We start from the raw sequence: 17,507 nt of genomic DNA on the forward strand, positions 1-17,507 counted from the left end.
CAGCGCGCCTCAGGCAATCAGGTCGCGGCGCCAGCCCTCGACCAGCCGCGTCCGAAAGGCCCCGACCGCGATCAGCGCGAGGATCGGATAGGACCAGAAGGCGAGCGCCGCGCCGAACACGAAGCGCATCAGGTCGGGATTGATGAGCTTGAGCAGGTGGACGCTGGTCGCGGTGAGCTGCAGCCCTGCCACCCAGATCGGCCAGAAGCGCTCGGTCCTCAGCGCGATGGCCAGGAATGAAACGAAGACGCCGAGGTCGGCAAGGAAGAGGAGGCTGTTGAAGTCGGCGAAGCGATGCGACATCGCGCCCGCGCCAAGCGCGGTGACGAGCGTGCCGACGAGGCAGGTGACGGCGGCGACGCGCTCCTCCCGGCGGCCGCGCCAGAAGGCGATGGCGACCACCGCGAACAGGAAGGAATAATAGAAGATCAGGCGCATCGGCGTGTCGCACCCATGCGGAAGCACCGCCGCCCGGAGGACGACGGCGCTTTGACCGGAAGAGGGTTGCTCGCTGTCAAGCCACCACTCGAAGCGGGCCGAGCGCTCCCGGCGGCGGGCATTCGACGCCGTCGCCGAATGCGACCGTCCGCAGGCCGGGGACACGCTGCTTCGCCTCGACCAGCTGCGAATGGCAGTTGGCCATGCCCCCACGGGCATGGACCAGCGCCTGGAGCGACACGGCGACCTGCTCGAGCGCGCCATGGCCGGTCGAGATGCCGACACCGGCGACGGAGCGGGCGCGGATCATGCGGTTCTGGAGTTCGGCGAGTTCGATCAATGCGGCCTCGATGCTGTCCTCGACCGCGCGGACCTGGTTGGCGACTTCAAGAGCGGTTTGTTCAAGAATCTGCCTGCGCATGACCTCTCCTCTTCGCAACCCGCGGGCTGCCGAATTTGGTGTCCGTCCGCTTGGAGGACGCGAGGGGATCGTCAGGGACTTACCAGGCGAGCCAGACTCTCGAGGCCCGCGAGGAGCATCCCGGCCGAAAAGCTGGCGGCGATCGCAACGGAGACGATCGCGGCCAACCGTTGTCCCACGCTCCACCCGTTGCGGGGGTGATGTGGTGTCGACCACGGAAGTAACAGAAGGGGCCGGTGCGTTGACCTCTGCTCGGTTTCGAGGCGTTCCGCCCCGACCCCCCCTGTGCGATCAGCGTGCCGAATCTGAAAACTGACCGCCTCATCGATTTGCGGTCGGACCGGATCGGGGTCGATATCCGGCGCTTGATGTATCAATCGCTGATATGCCGCGTCGGAGGGGGTGATGATGCCCAGCGCGCGGTCGTAGGCGGCGACCAAGCGCGCGGCTTCGCTCCGGCGGGTGACGCCAAGGGTGCGGATCGCACCACGAACGCGTTGGTCGACGGTGTGGCTGGAGATCCCGAGCGCGCCGGCGATCTCCTTCGAATTGAGATGGTTGTTGACGAGACGAAGCACTTCAAGCTGACCGCTGCTCAGTCTCGAGCAGCGATCGATCCCGGCCTCCCCGACCGGACCTGAAGAGCCTTGGCCCCCGACCAGCTCATTCACCCCTGTCGACCTGCACAGTGCCGAAGCATGAGAGGTCATGCTGTTTTATTACCAGAAAAGACAAACTTGAGTTAGTCCGTAATCGAGCTGGAAATCACACCGGAAATCTGCCGTTTTCTGCCAATAGTTAGGAAACCGGTCTCAAGGTGCTCATGGCAATGATTCGCGAGCGCACCAAAGCGATTCGCGATCTTCATGAGAATTACCTGATTTTCGGCAACAACCTAGATCAAAACGCACCGATATTGGTGGTTGATGGTGGAGAGGGCTGGATTCGAACCAGCGTACGCTTGCGCGGGCAGATTTACAGTCTGCTGCCTTTAACCACTCGGCCACCTCTCCACGAGGTCAGGCCGGGCGCCAATGCCGCCCGGCAGCCACCCTGTCAACGCCTTGATGGCTTCAGCGGCGCACCGAATCCTCGAGGCGGCGCACGCCGAGACCGAGCAGCCGGCTGCTTCCCTCGCCCAGGAGAAGCGGCGCGAGGCGCTCCGAACCAGGCATTTCGCGGCCCAGGAGCCAGGCGGCGCTGGTCCGCCCGGTGGTCGCCCCGGCGCGGTAGCTGGCGTTGAAGGCGATGATCGGCACAAACAGGGTTCGGCCTTGCGCCTCGTAGGCGCGGATCGCGGCACGCGGCATGCGGATCTCGTGGCTGACCACGGCCGAGCCCATCGGCGCCATTTCGGGGATGCCGTCGGTGCTGCCGGCGCGCTGGGCGAAGAATTTCTGCAGTTCCTCGCTCTGCTGCTCACCCGCGTTGAATGCGAGCGCCTCGACGATCACGTCGCGCGCCGCCGCGGCGCCGCCGTTGATGATGGCGAGATCGAAGCGAAGGATCGCCTCGCTGCTGTCGATCACGATCTCGCGCATCGCGAGGTCGAGGTCGATCCACGAGCGAAGGCGCGTGCTGACCACCGCACCGACGGGCACGGCCGGCTCCGGCGCCGTGGGCGCGGCTACCGGTGCGGCGGGCGCCGCGCGGAGGCGGGTGGAGACGATGCCAGTCGGCGCGGGCGCCGGCGCGGGTGCCGGAGCCGGCGAAGGCGCAGGCGCTGGCGCTGGTTGCAGGGCGGCGCGCTCGAGCGGGCGAACCGGCTGGACGGGCTCGGGCGCCGGCTCCGCATAAGGCGCGACCGGCTCCTCGTAGCCGCCCGCAGTACTCCGCCGGCGCCGCTGGTGGAACAGCAGGGCGATGGCGCCGCCGGCGAGTGCGGCGGCGATCAGCCAGGCCCACCAGTTCGACGATGGCGCCTCGGTTGCGGTCGGCGTCGGCAGGGGTGTCGAGACCGGCAGGCTCGTCGACGGTGCGCCAAGATCGGTCGAGGGCAGTGCGGGCGTCGGACGGATCGTCCCCTGGTCGACCGGCACGGGGCTCGGAACGGCAACAGGGGCGCTGCGCTCGACCGTCGGCGAAGCCGTCGTCTCGGCCGGGCGCGCAGTCGGCGCGGGAGCGCGACTGGTCTCGGTCGGGCTGGCGGTAGTCGCGGGTCGCTCGGTCGGGGCCGGCCGCGGCGTGGGGCTCGTCGCGGGCGCCGTCGCGCGGGGCGTCGGAGCCGGCGTATTGTCGTTGGTCGCCGGCGCGGTGGTGGTGCGCGTGCCGGGCAGCGAGAAGTCGCGCAGTTGCTCGGGCCCGACCGTCCCCTCGCGCGGCGTCGGCGTGGGCACGACGACATTCGAGGGGGTGGTCGTGGTCTGCGCGTTGGCGGCGGCGCCGAAGCTCAGCAGCAGGCAGGCGAGGAAAGGCAGGGTCCGCGGCACGGGGGCGTCAGCGTTTCACATGAAAAGGAAAGGGATTTCCTCGCCCTAATGAACCACCCGCCGCGCCGCGGCAAGCCGCCGCCCGGTCAGCGGGCGTCAACCAGCACCAACTCGGCGTCGGCGTCGCCCTCGATCCGGATGCTGGCCTCGCCGGTGATCGCGATTCCGTCGCGCGGCCCCGCCTCCACCCCATTGACGCGCACCGGCGCGGACGGGACGAGATAGAGGTGCCGCGTGGGATCGGCTTCGAGCTCGATGTGCCCGCCGGCCGGCAGGGTCGCGCCGAGGATCCGCGCGTCGGCGTTGATCGTGAGCGCGCCGTCGTCGGCATTGCCGCTGGCGAGGAGCTGGAAGGCGCCGTTGCGGGCCTCGCGCGGGAAGGGCATCGCCCCCCAGCTCGGGGTCGCATTCGGACGGTCGGTCTCGATCCAGATCTGGAACAGGGTCGTTTCCTCGTCCTCGAGATTATATTCGGCATGGGTGACGCCGCGGCCCGCGCTCATCACCTGAACGTCGCCGGCGCCGGTCCGGCCCTTGTTGCCCATGCTGTCCTGGTGCGTGATCGCGCCGGTCCGGACATAGGTGACGATTTCCATGTCGCGGTGGGGATGCGGCGGGAAGCCAGACTTGGCCGCGATCCGGTCGTCGTTCCAGACGCGGATGCTCCCCCAGCCCATGCGGGCCGGATCGTAATAGTTGGCGAAGGAGAAGTGGTGACGCGCGTCGAGCCAACCGTGATCGGCGTGGCCGAGCGATGCGAAGGGGCGAATCTCGATCATGGAGGGCAATCTGGCGTGGCCCCGGCCGCCCCTCAAGTGTCAGCGCTGTAACCGCAACTCGCTGGCGTAGAGCCGGGCTTTCTCGACATAGTGAAGCGCGCCCGCCGCGAGCATCTGCTGCTCCTCCTCGCTGAGCGCGCGGACGATCCGCCCGGGCGCGCCGACGATGAGATGGCCGGGCTCGTAGGTCTTGCCTTCAGGGATGAGCGCGCCGGCGCCGACGATGCAGCGCTCGCCGATGAAGGCGCCGTTCAAGACCCGCGCGCCCATGCCGATCAGCGCTCCGTCAGCGACGGTGCAGCCGTGGAGGATCGCCTGGTGGCCGACCGTGACCTCGCGGCCGATGGTCAGCGGCGCGTGGGGGTCGCTGTGAAGGACCGCCCCGTCCTGGATGTTGCTGCCATCGCCGATGAGGATCGGCGTGTTGTCGGCCCGAACGATCGCACCGAACCAGACGCTCGCGCCCGCGCCGAGGCGGACGTCGCCGATGAGGTCGGCCGAGGGCGCGACCCAGCTCCCCTCGCCGAAAGAGGGGCCGATCCCGTTGAGCGCGTAGCAAGGCATGACCGACACCTAGCCTTTCTGCCTTGCCGTGCAACGTCGGCCTTTCCGTCGGCCTTGTGCTTCGCTAGCGCATGACAATGCCTGCGTTTCTCGATGGCGGCGGCGAATGTGGCGCCCTGATCATGGCCCGCGACTGGTCCGACAGTTTGGGGCCGGTCGAGAATTGGCCACTCAGCCTCAAGGCGGCGACGGGACTTCTGCTCCGCTCGCCCGTGCCGATGGCGATGCTGTGGGGCAGCGACGGCATCATGCTCTACAACGACGCTTATTCGGTGATCGCCGCCAGCCGTCATCCGCAACTGCTGGGCAGGCCCGTCCGCGAAGGCTGGCCCGAAGTCGCCGACTTCAACGACCACGTGATGAAAGTCGGCCTCGCCAACGAGACCCTTTCCTTCCGCGACCAGGAGATGGTGCTCCATCGCCACGGGCGACCCGAGACGGTATTCTTCGACCTCGACTATTCGCCGGTGCTCGGCGACGACGGCCGCCCTGCGGGCGTGCTCGCGGTCGTCATGGAGACCACCGGCCGGGTCGAGGCCGCCCGCGCCCAAGCCGCCCGCGTGGAGCGGCTCGCCTTCTTCGACCGCCTGTCCGAGGCGATCCGGGACCATCGCGAGCCAGGCGGCATCTTGCAGGAGACCGCGCGCCTGCTCGGGCAGCACCTCGGTGTCTCGATCGTGACCTTCGCCGACTTGGAGGCCGACGAGGACACCTTCAATATTCGCGGCGACTGGGCCGCGCCCGGGATCCGCAGCATTGTCGGCCGCTACAGCCTCGACGCCTTCGGAGGGACTGCCACCGGCGCTCTTCGCAACGGCCGCCCGCTCATTGTGCGCGACGCAAACGCCGACCTTTCGCCCGTCGAAGCCGGGGCGCTCGCCGAGCTCGGAATCGCTGCGGCGGTCTGCATGCCCTACATGCAGGGCGGGCGGCTGGCCGCTTTGATGGCGGTCAACCACGACCAACCGCGCGATTGGTCGCCCGACGAATTGTCGCTCATCTCCGAGGTCACCGAGCGGAGCTGGGCGCATGTCATCGGCTTCCGCTCGGCCGTCATCCTGAGCGAAAGCGAGGACCGCTTCCGCAACATCGCCGATCATACGCCGGTGATGCTGTGGATGACCGACGAGAGCGGCTATTGCATTTACCTCAACCGCACCTGGTACGAATTCACCGGCCAGGAGCAAGGCAAGGGCGAGGGCTTCGGCTGGCTCGACGCGATCCACGAGGACGACCGGCCCGGCACCGAGCGCGCCTTTCTCGCCGCCAACGAATCGCAGGCACGCTACGAGGCCGACTTCCGCCTCCGCCGCGCCGACGGCACGTATCGCTGGTGCATCGACGCGGCCGCACCGCGCTTCGACGGCACGGGCCGCTACCTTGGTTATGTCGGTTCCCTGATCGACGTCGACGAGCGCCGCGAGGCCGTCGAGCGCGTCCGGCAGAGCGAGGAGCAGCTTCGCGCCGTGATCGACCAGATGCCCGTCGGGGTCTCGATCGCCCGGGTCTCGGACGGCGAGATTGTGAACTACAACCAGGCGATGGAGGAGATACTCGGCCACAAGGCGCTGCCTGTCGGCACGACGGAGTATGACCAATACGGCGGGATCGATGAAACGGGCGCGCCGCTCGCCCTTGAATCCTATCCGCTCTATCGCGCGGTGCAGGGCGAAACGGTGACCGATCAGGAACTGCGTTATCGCCGTCCCGACGGCCACGTCGTCAACCTGCTGGCCAATGCCGCGCCCATCATCGACCACGACCGTCAGGCCAAGATCGCGGTGGTGGCGATCCAGGACATCACCCAGCGCAAGGCCGCCGACGCGCACCAGCAGCTTCTCATCAACGAGCTCAGCCACCGCGCCAAGAACCTTCTCGCGATCATCCAGAGCATCGCGCAGCAGAGCTTCAGGGGCGACGATCCCACGCCCGCGCAGCTTGCCCGTTTCGAAGGCCGGCTGGGGGCGTTGTCGGCCGCGCACGGAATCCTGACGCAGGAGAAGTGGGAAGCGGTGCCGCTACGCCGGCTGATCTGCGACACCTTCACCGCGGTTCGCTCGGACGACGAACGATTCCGGATGGACGGGCCCGACCTCCTCCTCCCGCCCAAGGTCGCGGTCAGCCTTGCCATGGCGGTCCACGAGCTCGCCACCAACGCGCTCAAATATGGCAGCCTCAGCAGCGAGACGGGGACGGTCGACATCCGCTGGCGCAAGGACGATGGCCGGCTTCATCTCGACTGGAAGGAGCATGGCGGTCCGCCCGTCACCGCGCCCAGCCGCCGCGGCTTCGGCAGCCGGATGATCGAGCGCGGCCTGTCCGCCGAACTCGGCGGAAGCGTCGTCATCCGTTTCGAGCCGAGCGGCGTGCGCTGCATCGTCGACGCCCCCATGCCCGCTTATGGCTGAGCCCCGCCGCCTCCTGCTGGTCGAGGACGAGCCCGTCATCGCCTTCGCCCTCGAGGACATCGTTCTCGACATGGGGTTCGAGGTGGTCGGCCCCGTCTATCGCCTCGCCGAGGGGCTGGTTGCCGCGGCTGGCGAGGAGTTCGAGGGCGCGATCCTCGACGTCAATCTCAACGAACAGACGAGCTATCCCATCGCGGCGGTTTTGGCCGAACGCGGCATCCCCTTCCTCTTCGCGACCGGATATGCCGAGGGCGGGATCGACTGGCCGGGCGACGCGCCGGTGATCGCCAAGCCCTATAGCCGCGAGCAGCTGGCCGCGGCCCTGCGGCTCCTGTTTCCCGCCTGACGCGGCATGGTCCTGAGGCGGGGTAACGCCCTGCCCCCCGCCACCTATATCGGCCCCATGACAATCGTCTGGTTCGACGGGGCCTGCCCCCTTTGCCGGCGCGAGATCGCGCTGATGCGGCGGCTCGACCGGCGCGGGCGGATCCGCTTCGTCGACGTCGCCGATCCGGCAGCGGGCGACAATTGCCCGATCGACCGCGGCGCGCTCCTTGCCCGTTTCCATGCGGAGGAAGATGGTCGGCTGCTGAGCGGTGCGGCAGCTTTCGCGGCGATGTGGCGGGCGATTCCCTGGCTCCGGCCCCTCGGCCTCGCCGCCCGCAACCCGCGCGTCCTCGCCCTGCTCGAGCGCGCCTACGTCCGCTTCCTGCGCGTCCGCCCGCAGCTTCAGCGCTGGTTCGCGGCATGAGCGAGGAAAAGGGCCGCGCGGTCCCCCGCTCGCGCTTCGCCCGCGCGGGCCAGTTCGGTCGGCTGGCGGGCGGGATCGCGGGCGGGATGCTGGCCGAGGGCGCGCGGCGCCTTGCCGACGGCCAGCGCCCCAAGGCCCGCGACCTCCTGCTGACGCCGGGTAACCTCACCCGTGTCGCCGACCGCCTCGCCCACCTGCGCGGCGCGGCGATGAAATTGGGGCAGATGATCAGCCTCGACAGCGGCGACTTCCTGCCGCCCGAGCTGACCGACATCCTCGCCCGGCTGCGCAGCAACGCCTTCCACATGCCGCCCGCGCAATTGTCGCAGGTGCTGACCGAGGAATGGGGCGCCGACTGGCGCCGCCGGTTCAAGCGCTTCCAGGCGCATCCGGTGGCCGCCGCCTCGATCGGCCAGGTCCACCGCGCCGAGACGCTCGACGGCCGCACGCTGGCGATCAAGGTCCAGTATCCCGGCGTCGCCGAGAGCATCGACGCCGACGTCGACAATGTCGCCGCGCTGCTCCGTGTCTCGGGCCTGCTCCCGGCCGAGCTCGACATCGCCCCACTGCTCGCCGAGGCCAAGGCGCAACTCGCCCGCGAGGCCGATTACCGCCGCGAGGGCGTCCAGCTCGAACGCTATCGCGCGCTCCTTGCCGACCGCCCCGAGTTCGTCGTGCCGACGCTCGACCCCGAGTTCACCACCGGCCGCGCGCTGGCGATGAGCTTTGTCGAGAGCCGCCCGATCGAATCCCTTGACGACGCCCCGCAGGAGGAGCGCGACCTGGCGATGGGCCGCATCGTCGATCTCGTGCTGCGCGAATTGTTCGAGTTCGGGGTGATGCAGACCGACCCCAATTTCGCCAATTACCGGTTGCTCGAGGACGGGCGGATCGCGCTCCTCGACTTCGGTGCCGCGCAGGACGTGCCGGCGTCCATTGCCGAGGGCTACCGCACCCTGCTTTCCGCCGCGCTGGCGAACCATGCCGAAGCGGTGAAGGCCGGCGCGGTCGCCGCGGGCTTCATCAACGCGGCGGTGGCCGAGCGCCACGGCCCCGCCCTCGACCGGATGGTCGCGGTGGTGCTCGCCGAGCTCCACAAGCCCGGCCCCTTCGACTTCGGCGACCGCGCCTTTCTCGACATCCTGCGCCAGGAAGGGATGGGCATCGCCGCCGACAAGGCAAGCTGGCACCTGCCGCCCGCCGACCTGCTGTTCGTCCAGCGCAAGATCAGCGGCACCGCGCTCCTCGGCGCCCGCTTCCGCGCCCGCGTCGACGTGCGCGCCCTTGTCGCGAGCGCGCTCGCCGGCTGATTGTCTGAGCGAAGCGCCGTGCTAGAGGCGTCGATCACATCGCCGGATACCGGAGCTTAACGTTGAAATTGCTGGTTCCGAGCACGGCGAAATACCGCGCCGACATCGATGGCTTGCGCAGCGTCGCCGTTCTCGCCGTCCTCGTCTTCCACGCCTTCCCGGAACGGCTGCCCGGCGGCTTCGTCGGCGTCGACGTCTTCTTCGTCATCTCGGGCTATCTCATCACCGCGATCCTGCTTCGGTCGGAAGCGAGCGGCCTTGCGCTGCTGGGCGAATTCTACCGGCGACGGATCCGACGGATCTTCCCCGCCCTCCTCGTCGTGCTTCTGGCCTGCATCGCGGCCGGTTTCCTCACCTTGCTCGCGGCCGATTTCGCGCGCCTCGGCAAGCATGTCGCGGGCGGCGCGGGCTTCGTCGCCAACCTCGTCTTCTGGTCGGAGGCGAGCTATTTCGACACGCAGGCGATCACCAAGCCGCTTCTCCACCTCTGGTCGCTCGGGGTCGAGGAGCAATTCTACTTCCTCTGGCCGCTGGTCATCATCGCCGCGCGCCGCACGCGCCACGGGATCGGCGCCGCGCTTGCCGTCATCTTCCTCCTCTCGCTCGGCTATTGCGTGGCGATCGCGCCGACCGATCCGACCGCGGCCTTCTATTCGCCGCTGACCCGCTTCTGGGAATTGCTCGCCGGCGCGGGGCTGGTCCATCTCGAGCGGCAGGGCTTTCGCCTCAACGCCGTCGCCGCCCACGCCGCGTCGATGGCGGGGCTCGTCCTCATCGCGGCCGCGCTGCTCCTGATCGACGAGCGGACCCTGTTCCCCGGCTGGTGGGCGCTGCTCCCGGTCGGCGGCGCGACGCTGGTGATCGCCGCCGGTCCTTTAGCGGTCGGCAACCGCTATCTCCTGTCGCTGCAGCCGGCCGTGTGGATCGGATTGATCAGCTACCCGCTCTACCTGTGGCACTGGCCGCTGCTGTCCTTCGGCTATCTCGCCAATTATCAGGAGGTGCTCCCCGGGCCCGTGCGGGCGGGTCTCTTGTTGCTGAGCGTCTTTCTCGCCTGGGCGACCTGGCGCTTCGTCGAGCGGCCGCCGGCGCTCCGCCGCCACTACACGCCCTTGAAGCTCCTCGCCGCGATGGGGCTCGTCTTCGCCGCCGGGCTCGCGGTGTTTCACGCCGGCGGCCTCCCCTCCCGCTCCGCCGCCCGGGACCCGCGCCGGCTGTTCGTCGCCCGCTACCAGGACATGCACCTCCACGGGATCGCGCGCGCCTATCGCTCGGAATGCGACTTCGCCGAATGGGGAACGCTCAAGGCGAGGAGCGCGATCGCCCCTTCCTGCTGGAAGCGTGAGCCCGGTCCTTATGTTCTTCTGTGGGGCGATTCCCACGCGCAGTCGCTGTCGCTCGGTCTCTCCGGATTGCTGGGCGAGGTCCCGCTTCACCAAGTCGCGACGAGCGGTTGCCGGCCCGATCTAGAGATCGGCAGTCAGCCTTCTTCCAACCCGGCGCTGGCGCAGTCGTGCGCCGCGAGCAACCGCTTCGCCGCGCGCCTGATCGCGGCCGAAAAACCCGACCTCCTGATCATCGCGCAGGCGGACGATCACCTCGCGCGGGATTGGCCGGCGCTGGCGCGCCGCCTGAAGGCGCTGGGCGTGAAGCGGATCCTGCTGGTCGGCCCGCTACCGCAGTGGAAGCCCTCGCTTCCCCTCGTCATCGCCGCGCATCATTGGCCGTACCGGGGCGAGCGGATCGCCGACGGGCTCGACGGGCACATCCTCGACGCCGACCGCGCGCTCCGGGCGCAACGCCGCCGCTGGACCGCGCTCGAATATGTGTCGGTGATCGATCGCCTCTGCAACGCCAGCGGCTGCATCGCCCATGTGCCCGGACGCCCGACCGAGGACATCCTGACCCTCGACTACGGCCACCTGACACCGATGGGATCGCGCTACGTCGCCGAGACCGCGCTCCGGCCGGCGCTGCGGGGCACCACGAACTGAGCGCGCCGTGCCTGGGGCGAAGTGGGGAAAGTGGTGCCGCTTACAGGACTCGAACCTGTGACCCCCTCATTACGAATGAGGTGCTCTACCAACTGAGCTAAAGCGGCAGCGGTGGGCGCCCTAACAGGGTGGAGGCGGCGGCTCAAGCGCCCTGTGGCGGCGGCTCAATATTCCCAGCCGAGCCGAAGGGTGCCGACGAGGGCCGGCCGGGCCTCGGCAAGACCGCCGGGGTGGCGGATGAGCTGCACGCTCGGCTGCACCGCGACGAAATCGAAAAAGCGCTCGCGGTAGGTGAGTTCCGCCCCATGCTCGCTGTGGGCGCGCCGCAGGCCATCGTCGGCGACGGCCGAGCGCTCGCCCCGCGACAGAAAGGCCTGGTGAAGCCCGAGCGCGAGCGCGCTGTCCTTCCCGCCGAGCGGAGCCGGGGCCACGGTAAATCCCGCTTGCCAGCCGCCACGGAATGAGGAGGTCCGCCCGTCCGAGATGCCGAGCCGGGCGAAGCCGGTCAGCCGCTCGCCGAAGGGCCGCTCGGCGAGGACATAGGCGCCGAGGCTTCGCGCCTGGCCTTCTTTTCCGAGGCGGTCGTGACGGTGCGACCAGGCCCAGCCCCCGACCATGAGCTTGCCGCCCGGCCCCTCGCTCCCCGCCTCGGCGATTCCGAGAACGCCTTCGCGAAAGCCGAGGCCAAGCCCGCCGCGATCGGTCAGCGTTCCCGCGTCGGCGTTGACCACCGCCGCACGGACGAGCCCCGAGCGCCCGACCTTCGCTTCCCCCCGCAGCGCGAGCGCCGAATAAGGAAAGATGGCGGGACCGCGCGGGCCCGTGCCCGACAATTCGCCGCCGATCCCGAACGAGGGACCGAGCAACAGCGCGCTGCTGTCGGTGAAATAGAATTCGCTGTTGACGTCATAGGCCCCCAGCCGGACCGAGCCGCGCCCCAGGTCCTGCTCGACCCACGCTTCGAACAGGCGCAGCCCGTCCTTGTCGACCTCGATATTGTCGACGCCCTGGAGGGTGCCGGCATCCTCGTTTGGACGCGTTCCGCTGTTGCCGAGCAGCCGCACGAACAGCCGTCCGCCGCTCCACCCGAACCGCTCGGACGCGAGCGCGCCGGTGAGGTCGAGCCGGTCGAGCCGGTGAAGGCGGTTGGACCCGCGGCCGGCGACCGCGAGGTCGATCGTATAGCTCGCGCCGAGCGTCAGCGCCTTTTCGCTCTTGGCCTTGGGCGGCGGTGCCGGCGGCATCGTCTCGGTCGCGGCCGCGGGCACCGCCAGCGCGGCGGCGAGGAGCAGGCAGGGCAAGCGCATCGGAAGACCCCCTTCGCGAAAAACAGGAAATATCTCGTCGATTTCTAGAGGGCCCCGGCGGCGGCGGGCGCGGGCCACCTATAAAGATGCGTGGCACGCTGCGGGGTGGCGCGTGCCTTTGCCCGGGGAGGATCGTTTGAACGCTGCAACGTCGCTGGTGGAACTCACCCGCAAGGTCCAGATGCTGATGTTCGCGCTGCTGTTGATGTGCGGCGGGCTCGGCGCCGCTTCGGCCTTCCTGCTCCGGCAGGCGATCCACCAGCAGGAGGATGCCGCCTTGCTGCTGCGCAGCCACATGACCGCCGACATGATGCACGACGCCGTTCGCGGCGACGTTCTCGAGATCATCGCCGCGCGTGACCCTGCGCTGAAGCTCGACGCGGCCAAGGCGCGCGACAGCCTGAAGGAGCGGCTCGCGACCCTGCGCGCCTCGATCGAGAAGAGCCGGACCTACCGGCACAGCCGCGAAGTCACCGCGGCGCTCGACGCAGTGGCCGCGCCGCTCGCCGACTACCAGCGCGCCGCGCTGGCGATCTCGGACCGTTCGGCCACCGACCCCGCCGCCGCCGGGGCTGCGCTGCCGCAATTTTTCACCCGATTCGAGCAGCTTGAGGGCGGGATGGAGAAAGTGACCGAGGCGATCGAAGCGCATACGGCGGCGCAGAGTCGCTGGGCCTCGGGGCTCGGCCTGGCCGCGGTCCTGTGCGTGCTCGCCGCCATGGCCTGCGCCTTGCTGGTCGCGGCCCGGGTCGCGGCCGCGATGCGGACCCGCCTCATCCAGCCACTCACCGGGCTTGCCGACACGATCCTGCGCATGGCCGAAGGAGAGCGCGGCACCGCGGTCGCCGGCACCGACCGAAGCGACGAGCTCGGCGCGCTCGCCCGCGGAATGGAAGCGTTCCGCGCCCAGCTCGCCGCCGCCGAGGAAGCCAAGGCCGCACAGTCGGCACTGATCGTCGCCAGCATCGGCGAAGGCCTGTCAGCGCTCGCCCGAGGCGACCTAGGCCGGACGGTCGACAATGTCCTCGACCCGCCCTTCGCGGCGCTGCGCACCGACTTCAACCAAGCCCTTCACAGCCTCGCGGAGATCGTCGGCGAGGTCCGCGACAGCGCCACCGTGCTGCGGCTCGGCGCGCGCGAGATCTCGGGCGCGAGCGGCGAGATCGCGCGGCGGATCGAGAGCAATGCTGCGGCGCTCGAGGAGACCTCGGCCGCCTTGAGCGAAATCGACGGCGAAGTGAAACGCACCGCCGCTGCCGCGATCGAGACCGAGAGCGTCGCCAAGGGCGGGCTCGCGATCGTCAGCAAGGGCCGCGAGACCGCCGACGGTGCGGTCGCCGCCATGGGCCGGGTCAGCGACAGCGCGCAGGGCATCGACGCGGTGATCGAGGGCCTCGACAAGATCGCCTTCCAGACCCGCGTGCTGGCCATGAACGCCGCGGTCGAGGCCGGCCGGGCGGGCGAGGCGGGCCGCGGCTTCGCGGTCGTCGCCGACCTCGTCAGCGCGCTCGCCATGCGGGCCGAGGAAGAAGCCAAGCTCGCCCGCGACCAGCTCACCACCACCCGCGCCGAGATCGGCGAAGCGGTGGAAGCGGTCCGCTCGGTCGACCAGGCGCTCGACGCGATCGCCGGCAATGTCGAGACGGTGAACGGCCGGATCAGCGGCATCGCCGAGGCCAACGACCGGCAGGCCGGCCTAATCAGCCAGATCCGCGACGCGATCGAGAGCATGAACCAGACGACCCAGCACAATGCCGCGATGGTCGAGGAAAGCGCCGCGGCCGCCGCCAAGCTGACCAGCGAGGCCGAGCGGCTGGCGCAGTCTTCGGGCCGCTTCGTCCTCCCGGGCGCGGTGCCCGAAGGCCGCCTCGCCGCCTAGCTGGCGAAGGCCGGATCGAGCCGGTAGGCCTTCCGCAGCAGCGCGGGCCAGGCGAGGAACTGCGCGGCGAGCTTCAGCCCCTGCGCGCCCTGCTGAGCAGCGATCTCGGGCGTTCCCTGCGGCGGATTGTTGATCCGGTCGCCGGCCGACAGCGCATAGATCTGTGCCTCGCACGCCCGCTCGAGGAAGTAGATCCGGATGAACGCCTCCCCGACCGTCTCGCCGACGCTGAGCGTCCCGTGATTGCGCAGCAGCATCGCGTTCTTGGTGCCGAGGTCGGCGACGATCCGCTCGCGCTCCTCATGATCGGTCGCGACGCCTTCGTAGTCGTGGAAGGCAAGGTCGCCGCGGATCAGCATGGCGGTCTGGGTCAGCGGGAGCAGCCCCTCCTCGTGCGCTGCGACCGCCTGGCCGTGGGGCGTGTGGAGATGGATCACCGCATGCGCGTCCTCGCGGGCCATGTGCACCGCCGAATGGATGGTGAAGCCCGCGGGATTGGTGATGAAGGGCGAGGGCTCGACCGGATTGCCCTGGAGGTCGACCTTCACCAGCGAGCTTGCGGTCACTTCCTCGAACATGAGGTTGTAGGGGTTGAGGAGGAAGTGATGCTCGGGCCCCGGCACCCGCACGCTCATGTGGGTGAAGATGAGGTCGTCCCAGCCGTGATGCGCGACCAGGCGATAGGCGGCGGCGAGGTCGACGCGCAGCTTCCATTCCTCGTCGCTGACCTTCCCCTCGAGGCTCGGGATCTCGACTTCCGACAGGGCGCGAAGCTTGCCCATGTCGCCCATCATATTGTCCACGCGGTTCATGCCTGTGCCTCCTGACGATCGGGGTGCGCGGCCTCGAAGGCCTCGAGCTGGAGCGCCGCGGCCTCGGCGCGGAGCAGGGTCGGATAAGCGTCCATCGGCACGTCGAAGCGGCGGCCGTTGTAGAGCTGGGGGACGAGGCAGATATCGGCCATGCCGACCTCGTCGCCGTAGAGGAATTTGCCCGCGGTCGGCTTCGCCAGTTCCTCGAGCGCGGCCAGCCCCTCGGCGACCCAGTGGCGATACCAGGCATCGACCGCCTCCTGGTCCTGTCCGAGCTCGCCCTTCAAATATTTCAGCACCCGCAGGTTGTTGAGCGGGTGGATGTCGCAGGCGATCGTCAGCGCCAGCGCCAGCACGTGCGCGCGGCCCTCGGGATCGTGGGGGACGAAGTGCGGCTCCTTCACCTGTGCGTCGAGCCAGTCGAAGATGGCGAGGCTCTGGGTGAAGCGCTTGTCGTCCCACTCGAGCATGGGAACGAAGCCCTGCGGGTTGATCGCCCTGTAGGCGGCTTCCTTCTGCTCACCCTTGGCGAGGCTGACATTGTGCTGCTCGTAGCGGACGCCCTTGAGGTTGAGCGCGATCCGCACCCGGTAGCTGGCCGAGGAGCGGAAGTAATCGTGAAGGACGACTCTGGGCATGGGTTCCTCCTACGCCGCCGAGAGAAACGGCGCCACGATCTCGGTCGTGATCCGCTGCGGCCGGCCGGTCGCCTTGTCGAGCATCGCCCAGGTGGTCTTGGCGCGGACCAGCAATTTCCCGTCGGCGCCGGTGAATTCCATGAACCGGTCGAAGCGGGCGCCCTTGGGCGCGTCGGCAACCCAGGTACGGCCGGTCACGATGTCGCCGACCAGTGCGGGCCGGAGATAGTCGATCTCGTGCCGGATCACGACCCAGACGAAAGCATCGCGATATTGCTCGGGCGCGGCGGCATACCAGTGGCCGGTCGCGACCGCCTGGATCCACTGCACCCAGACCGCATTGTTGACGTGGCCGAGCTCGTCGATGTGCCCGGGCTCGGCGGTCAGTTGAAGCGTATAATCTGGCGTCGTCACAACAGCTCCGGGGCAAGATCGGACCCCGGCCGGGTGCGGACCCCGGCGGCGGTCAGGAGGTCGGTCCAACCCTGCCCGTCCGCCTGCGCTCCGGCAAGGAGCGGGCGGATGCGGGCGCCGAGACCACGCCCTGCCGGGTAGTTCTCGAGCAGCGCGATCCAGTCCTCGGTCGAGACGCTGCGGTCGGCGGCATTGGCGGCGATCAGGCGGCGGACGAAGGCATGGAAATCGCCCCCGGCCACCCGTTCGGCGACCAGCGACAGCACCGCGCCGCAATCATATTTGGCCTGGAAGTCCTGCCGGTCCGACGCGGTCGCAAGGCCGCCCTTGCGCGACGCGGCGACGCACTGGCTGAGCGACTTCTGCAAGGACGCGCGCGTGTCGTAAGCGGGATCGGAGGCGCCCAGCGCGCGGATCGCGAGAAGGTCGGCGCCGCCTTCCATGATCCAGTTGTCGGCGACCCGGTCATAGTCGAGCAATTGCCCGAGCCAGAAATGCGCGCTCTCGTGCGCGACATAGCGATAGGCGAGCGCGCGCAATGGCGGCGAGGGCTGGAGCGCGGCGCGGCCCGACATGCGCATCAGGACGAGGCCCTTGAGTACCCCGCCATTGAGGCTCGCGCCGGGCTGGTCGGCCCCGGCCCAACTCGCGAGCACGGTCGGGTCGAGGTCGCCCGGCGAGCCGAGCAGCCGCCGGTAGCGGTCGAGAAGGCGAGGCGTGAACGTACGGATGTCGGTCGCGAGCCAGGCCGGCATGCCGGGATCGACCACGGTCGCCATCCCGCCATGGTCGACCGCACCGGGGACATTGTAGAGCCCGTAGGTGCCCGCGCTGGTGCCGCGTGCATAGCCGCGCACGTCGCCGGCGAGCCGGAGCGTGGAGGGGTCGCCCCGGAAGCGGACCTTCGTCCCGCCGTCGCCGACCCCGGCGTCCTGCGGATCGAGCCCGAGGCTGTCGAGCCGCGCGGCCGAGCTCACCGAGAAGACCGAGAATTGCCCGTCGAACAGCGCGATCCCGTCCTGCCCGAGGCGAAGCGCCGGGACGTAGTCGCTCAGCACCTCGCGGGTGTAGGGCGCGACCCAGACGCGGATCTTGCGTGGCACGTCGCGCCCGCCCTCCCCGACGAAGGCATCGTAATTGCCGCGCCGCTCGAGCCGCACACCGGGCGTCAGGATCGTCCAGCTCCGCGCCCGCCACGGCTGGCGGTCGTCGGCGGCGAGCGAGGAGCGGAAGAAGCCCCATGCGGGCGCGGCGCGCGGCAGCGTGAAGTCGGCCTCGAAGCTGTCGCCCCGGCGCGTCACGCTGACCTCGGCCGGTGCCGCCGCGACCGGCGCGGGAGCCGCCACGGCCAGAGCGGCCACCA

17 protein-coding genes and 2 tRNA genes are annotated in these 17,507 nt (G+C 69.4%); 6 read left to right on the forward strand and 13 right to left on the reverse strand.

All coding sequences use genetic code 11. The features are described 5' to 3' along the window. Window positions 1-9: 9 nt before the first annotated feature. The 7 genes from ABD693_RS06720 to ABD693_RS06750 form a co-directional block, all read right to left on the reverse strand. Complete coding sequence (locus ABD693_RS06720) at window positions 10-438, reverse strand: hypothetical protein (protein ID WP_344696251.1); 429 nt, start codon at window positions 436-438, stop codon at window positions 10-12. 76 nt (window positions 439-514) lie between these two features. Beyond that, on the reverse strand, window positions 515-859 hold the full coding sequence (locus ABD693_RS06725; protein ID WP_344696252.1) for a hypothetical protein: 345 nt from the start codon (window positions 857-859) through the stop codon (window positions 515-517). 71 nt (window positions 860-930) lie between these two features. Further along, entirely contained in the window at window positions 931-1,569 is a 639-nt protein-coding gene (locus ABD693_RS06730) for a response regulator transcription factor (protein ID WP_344696253.1), read from the reverse strand. 217 nt (window positions 1,570-1,786) lie between these two features. After that, window positions 1,787-1,872: transfer RNA gene (locus ABD693_RS06735), tRNA-Tyr, on the reverse strand. Window positions 1,873-1,932: 60 nt separating this feature from the next. Next, window positions 1,933-3,288, reverse strand: coding sequence for a hypothetical protein (locus ABD693_RS06740; RefSeq protein ID WP_344696254.1), 1,356 nt, complete (start codon window positions 3,286-3,288; stop codon window positions 1,933-1,935). Window positions 3,289-3,374: 86 nt separating this feature from the next. Then, entirely contained in the window at window positions 3,375-4,067 is a 693-nt protein-coding gene (locus ABD693_RS06745; RefSeq protein ID WP_344696255.1) for a pirin family protein, read from the reverse strand. A gap of 39 nt (window positions 4,068-4,106) precedes the next feature. Beyond that, window positions 4,107-4,631, reverse strand: coding sequence for a gamma carbonic anhydrase family protein (locus ABD693_RS06750; protein ID WP_344696256.1), 525 nt, complete (start codon window positions 4,629-4,631; stop codon window positions 4,107-4,109). Between the two features lie 77 nt (window positions 4,632-4,708). Here ABD693_RS06750 and ABD693_RS06755 point away from each other — a divergent pair, with 77 nt between their 5' ends. The 5 genes from ABD693_RS06755 (at window position 4,709) to ABD693_RS06775 (ending at window position 11,094) form a co-directional block, all read left to right on the forward strand. Continuing rightward, window positions 4,709-7,039 carry a PAS domain S-box protein gene (locus tag ABD693_RS06755; protein WP_344696257.1) on the forward strand — a complete coding sequence of 777 codons (2,331 nt, stop codon included), beginning with the start codon at window positions 4,709-4,711 and terminating at the stop codon, window positions 7,037-7,039. Further along, window positions 7,032-7,385: a response regulator gene (locus tag ABD693_RS06760; protein WP_344696258.1), complete on the forward strand. Its 354-nt coding sequence runs from the start codon at window positions 7,032-7,034 to the stop codon at window positions 7,383-7,385. The genes ABD693_RS06755 and ABD693_RS06760 overlap by 8 nt, the downstream gene beginning before the upstream one ends. 57 nt (window positions 7,386-7,442) lie before the next feature. Continuing rightward, window positions 7,443-7,790 carry a DCC1-like thiol-disulfide oxidoreductase family protein gene (locus tag ABD693_RS06765; protein ID WP_344696259.1) on the forward strand — a complete coding sequence of 116 codons (348 nt, stop codon included), beginning with the start codon at window positions 7,443-7,445 and terminating at the stop codon, window positions 7,788-7,790. Then, window positions 7,787-9,100 carry an ABC1 kinase family protein gene (locus ABD693_RS06770; RefSeq protein ID WP_344696260.1) on the forward strand — a complete coding sequence of 438 codons (1,314 nt, stop codon included), beginning with the start codon at window positions 7,787-7,789 and terminating at the stop codon, window positions 9,098-9,100. The genes ABD693_RS06765 and ABD693_RS06770 overlap by 4 nt, the downstream gene beginning before the upstream one ends. Window positions 9,101-9,162: 62 nt before the next feature. Next, on the forward strand, window positions 9,163-11,094 hold the full coding sequence (locus ABD693_RS06775) for an acyltransferase family protein (RefSeq protein ID WP_344696261.1): 1,932 nt from the start codon (window positions 9,163-9,165) through the stop codon (window positions 11,092-11,094). A 31-nt stretch (window positions 11,095-11,125) separates the two neighbouring features. On the opposite strand, the gene ABD693_RS06780 is transcribed toward ABD693_RS06775, so the two are convergent. Further along, window positions 11,126-11,201, reverse strand: a tRNA-Thr gene (locus ABD693_RS06780). A gap of 57 nt (window positions 11,202-11,258) precedes the next feature. Continuing rightward, complete coding sequence (locus tag ABD693_RS06785) at window positions 11,259-12,401, reverse strand: carbohydrate porin (protein ID WP_344696262.1); 1,143 nt, start codon at window positions 12,399-12,401, stop codon at window positions 11,259-11,261. Between the two features lie 136 nt (window positions 12,402-12,537). On the opposite strand from ABD693_RS06785, the gene ABD693_RS06790 reads away from it, so the two are divergent. Next, window positions 12,538-14,280: a methyl-accepting chemotaxis protein gene (locus tag ABD693_RS06790; protein ID WP_344696264.1), complete on the forward strand. Its 1,743-nt coding sequence runs from the start codon at window positions 12,538-12,540 to the stop codon at window positions 14,278-14,280. On the opposite strand, the gene ABD693_RS06795 is transcribed toward ABD693_RS06790, so the two are convergent. From ABD693_RS06795 to ABD693_RS06810, 4 genes are read right to left on the reverse strand one after another with little or no spacing between them, the layout of a single operon-like run. After that, window positions 14,277-15,062, reverse strand: a complete 786-nt coding sequence (locus ABD693_RS06795) for a class II aldolase/adducin family protein (RefSeq protein ID WP_344697587.1) — start codon at window positions 15,060-15,062, stop codon at window positions 14,277-14,279. The two genes, ABD693_RS06790 and ABD693_RS06795, sit on opposite strands and share 4 nt — an antisense overlap. A gap of 26 nt (window positions 15,063-15,088) precedes the next feature. Beyond that, on the reverse strand, window positions 15,089-15,730 hold the full coding sequence (maiA, locus tag ABD693_RS06800; protein ID WP_344696265.1) for a maleylacetoacetate isomerase: 642 nt from the start codon (window positions 15,728-15,730) through the stop codon (window positions 15,089-15,091). Between the two features lie 9 nt (window positions 15,731-15,739). Further along, the gene (locus ABD693_RS06805) at window positions 15,740-16,144 is read right to left on the reverse strand and encodes an acyl-CoA thioesterase (RefSeq protein ID WP_344696266.1); all 405 of its coding nucleotides are present in this window, start codon (window positions 16,142-16,144) and stop codon (window positions 15,740-15,742) included. Beyond that, window positions 16,141-17,505, reverse strand: a complete 1,365-nt coding sequence (locus ABD693_RS06810) for a gluzincin family metallopeptidase (RefSeq protein WP_344696267.1) — start codon at window positions 17,503-17,505, stop codon at window positions 16,141-16,143. The genes ABD693_RS06805 and ABD693_RS06810 overlap by 4 nt, the downstream gene beginning before the upstream one ends. Window positions 17,506-17,507 lie beyond the last annotated feature (2 nt).

Source organism: Sphingomonas rosea, assembly GCF_039538065.1.
GTDB lineage: Bacteria > Pseudomonadota > Alphaproteobacteria > Sphingomonadales > Sphingomonadaceae > Sphingomicrobium > Sphingomicrobium rosea.

Excerpts from the sequence above, each read along its gene's own strand:
- ABD693_RS06760 (WP_344696258.1), top strand. The coding sequence starts at position 7,032 with ATGGCTGAGCCCCGCCGCCTCCTGCTGGTCGAGGACGAGCCCGTCATC.
- ABD693_RS06785 (WP_344696262.1), bottom strand. The coding sequence starts at position 12,401 with ATGCGCTTGCCCTGCCTGCTCCTCGCCGCCGCGCTGGCGGTGCCCGCG.
- ABD693_RS06755 (WP_344696257.1), top strand. The coding sequence starts at position 4,709 with ATGCCTGCGTTTCTCGATGGCGGCGGCGAATGTGGCGCCCTGATCATG.
- ABD693_RS06730 (WP_344696253.1), bottom strand. The coding sequence starts at position 1,569 with ATGACCTCTCATGCTTCGGCACTGTGCAGGTCGACAGGGGTGAATGAG.
- ABD693_RS06720 (WP_344696251.1), bottom strand. The coding sequence starts at position 438 with ATGCGCCTGATCTTCTATTATTCCTTCCTGTTCGCGGTGGTCGCCATC.
- ABD693_RS06750 (WP_344696256.1), bottom strand. The coding sequence starts at position 4,631 with ATGCCTTGCTACGCGCTCAACGGGATCGGCCCCTCTTTCGGCGAGGGG.
- ABD693_RS06765 (WP_344696259.1), top strand. The coding sequence starts at position 7,443 with ATGACAATCGTCTGGTTCGACGGGGCCTGCCCCCTTTGCCGGCGCGAG.
- ABD693_RS06745 (WP_344696255.1), bottom strand. The coding sequence starts at position 4,067 with ATGATCGAGATTCGCCCCTTCGCATCGCTCGGCCACGCCGATCACGGT.
- maiA (WP_344696265.1), bottom strand. The coding sequence starts at position 15,730 with ATGCCCAGAGTCGTCCTTCACGATTACTTCCGCTCCTCGGCCAGCTAC.
- ABD693_RS06770 (WP_344696260.1), top strand. The coding sequence starts at position 7,787 with ATGAGCGAGGAAAAGGGCCGCGCGGTCCCCCGCTCGCGCTTCGCCCGC.
- ABD693_RS06725 (WP_344696252.1), bottom strand. The coding sequence starts at position 859 with ATGCGCAGGCAGATTCTTGAACAAACCGCTCTTGAAGTCGCCAACCAG.
- ABD693_RS06795 (WP_344697587.1), bottom strand. The coding sequence starts at position 15,062 with ATGGGCAAGCTTCGCGCCCTGTCGGAAGTCGAGATCCCGAGCCTCGAG.